This window comes from Priestia flexa NBRC 15715 (assembly GCF_001591565.1).
Taxonomy (GTDB): Bacteria; Bacillota; Bacilli; order Bacillales; family Bacillaceae_H; genus Priestia; species Priestia flexa.
Genome location: NZ_BCVD01000209.1, coordinates 1 through 2,483, shown reverse-complemented (window position 1 = coordinate 2,483; position 2,483 = coordinate 1). Strand labels below are relative to the sequence as shown.

The following is a 2,483-nucleotide window of genomic DNA, read 5'->3' as shown; positions in this document are numbered from 1 at the left end:
CCTTCTCTTTACATCTTTTTCAACTCATTGGCTAAAAACTCAACGTCTGTGCCGACAACTATTTGAAGGTCTTGGCCACTTAGCTTTAGTACACCTTTCGCTCCCAACCTTTTTAGCTCAACTTCATTTATGATACTCGTATCTTTGACTTTTAAACGAAGGCGCGTCACACAATTATCCACTTCAAGCAAGTTTCCTCTTCCGCCAAGTGCTTCTGCGTAAGCTTTCGCAAGGTCACCGTAACTACCTGTTAACGCTCCGCTTTCTTCAAATTCCCCTTCTACTCCATCCTCACGCCCCGGTGTTTTTAGATCAAGCTTAATAATTAAATAGTAGAAAATCATAAAGTACAGCAGCGCATAAATGAGGCCAACACCGGCTAAAAGCAGCGGTTTCTGTGCAATCCCAAAATTTAAGAAGTAGTCGATGGCTCCCGCTGAAAATCCAAAGCCGTGATGAATATCAAGCAGGTACGTAATCGACATAGCAGAACCGGTTAAAATAGCGTGAATCACGTATAACACCGGTGATAAAAACATAAATAAAAATTCAATTGGCTCCGTAATCCCTGTTAAAAACGAGGTCAGTGCTAAACCTGCAAATACACCCATCATCGCTTTTCGACGCTCTTTTTTCGCAGCGGCAACCATGGCAAATGCAGCTGCTGGAAGGCCAAACATCATGATAGGGAAAAAGCCCGTCATAAACATTCCCGCAGAAGGATCTTTTGCTAAAAAGCGCCATAGGTCTCCTTTTATAACTTCACCCGCAGCGTTTGTAAACTCACCAAACTCAAACCAAACGAGCGTATTTAAAATATGATGCAAGCCAAGCGGAATTAGCATACGATTTAAGAACCCAAATACTCCGACTCCCGCTGCTCCAGCTCCGATAATCCACTCACCAATATTATCGATAAAGTGCTGAACAAAGATCCAAGCATACCCAAACACAAAAGCCAACACAAGCATCACAAGCGATGTGACAATTGGCACAAAACGTTTTCCACCAAAGAAGCCAAGCCAGTCTGGTAATTTAATAGTATGATAGCGGTTATATAAAAGCCCGGCAATGACCCCAGCGATAATTCCTCCAAGCACGCCCATATTAATCTCTTCATTAATAGCAGCCGCTCCTTCTGTCAGTACAAAGTACCCGACAGCACCTGCTAACGCAGCGGCTCCGCTGCCATCTCTTGAAAATCCAATCGCAACTCCTATCGCAAACAAAAGAGCTAAATGCCCGAAAACAGCGTCACCCGCTGCCGATATAAACGGTATACCTAAGAAGTCATCTTGACCCAACCGGAGCAAAAGCGCAGCAGCAGGCATAATCGCAATCGGAAGCATTAACGATTTACCGATTTTTTGAAGAAAACCTAACATAACAAACACCCCTCTTTTTTAGGATATACTACATAGTTATGTAAGCGTTTTCTTTATTAGCCCATGCTATCTGCTCAGACAAGTTGTTTTTTTCAAATATATGAAACCTTTCAATTCGCTCGTCGTATAGTCTAGAAACCCTAAAAAGGAGGAATTCTTATCGGAGAAGCGATTGTTCCTTTTATTATTTTGATTCCTTTTCTTATTCTCGCGTTTGTTCTTTCAAAAGGAAAAGGCGGTTTTTTGATCGCCGGCTATAATACCTTACCCGCTGAGAAAAAAGCGGAATACGATGAGGTGGCTCTCTGTAAATTTATGGGCAAGATCATGTATGCCATTTCGCTTGGGATTTTGCTGGTAGGTTTAAGCGAAGTGCTCGCCAACCAGCTGCTATTAGTTATTGGTATCATAGTGTTTGTCGTATCAATTGTGTTTGCGCTCATTTATTTGAATACAGGCAATCGTTTTAAGAAAAGATAGACATAAGAAACCCGCTTATGCCTAAGCTTTTATTTATCATACAAAACAAGGTGAATACGCCACCACTCTACGTACATGATCTAAAAGTATTTGGCCGTAGCTTTTTGATTATGAATAACTTAAAGCGATTGTGGGAAATAACAAAATAATGACTTCTAAACAATGAACCATTACGATTCTCATCTTTTTGGGCTATCCACACGCACACGTTCCAATGACGTGAATTTCAATAAGTGAGATGAGACAGAGTTCCCACACCCATTTTCTCGACAAAAAACCTGAGCCATTAAGAGTCTTGCCCCCCATGTTAAGAACTATTGTATTTCAATCCACGCATCCATATAGGATGCGACAGCGACTTTCAACCAAAATATGTTAAAAACCACATTAATTCTTAAGAAAATAGCTAAAAAACTGTTAAAAGATTGTACATTCTTTCAAAAAATGAACTATCTTAACCGAATTTGCTTCATAATAAGGTGCGAATGTCCCAGGTAGTTTATGTGAGCTTGATACTCGCACCTAACATGCTGGAAACATTTCTTTAGTTAGTACTCATTTGTTTATTAACATCATAACATATTTATCCAAATATTTCTTTTTTATTACATAAATTAT

2 protein-coding genes are annotated in these 2,483 nt (G+C 40.0%); one reads left to right on the top strand and one right to left on the bottom strand.

Annotated features, from left to right (window positions below; translation table 11 throughout):
• Positions 1-8 precede the first annotated feature (8 nt).
• Positions 9-1,385, bottom strand: coding sequence for an N-acetylglucosamine-specific PTS transporter subunit IIBC (nagE, locus tag BFL01S_RS19365; RefSeq protein WP_061786694.1), 1,377 nt, complete (start codon positions 1,383-1,385; stop codon positions 9-11).
• A gap of 189 nt (positions 1,386-1,574) precedes the next feature.
• On the opposite strand from nagE, the gene BFL01S_RS19360 reads away from it, so the two are divergent.
• Complete coding sequence (locus BFL01S_RS19360; RefSeq protein WP_224840234.1) at positions 1,575-1,865, top strand: DUF3784 domain-containing protein; 291 nt, start codon at positions 1,575-1,577, stop codon at positions 1,863-1,865.
• Positions 1,866-2,483: the final 618 nt, after the last annotated feature.

Bases quoted from the DNA above. Each gene is read 5' to 3' on its own strand.
- nagE (WP_061786694.1), bottom strand. From the start codon at position 1,385: ATGTTAGGTTTTCTTCAAAAAATCGGTAAATCGTTAATGCTTCCGATT.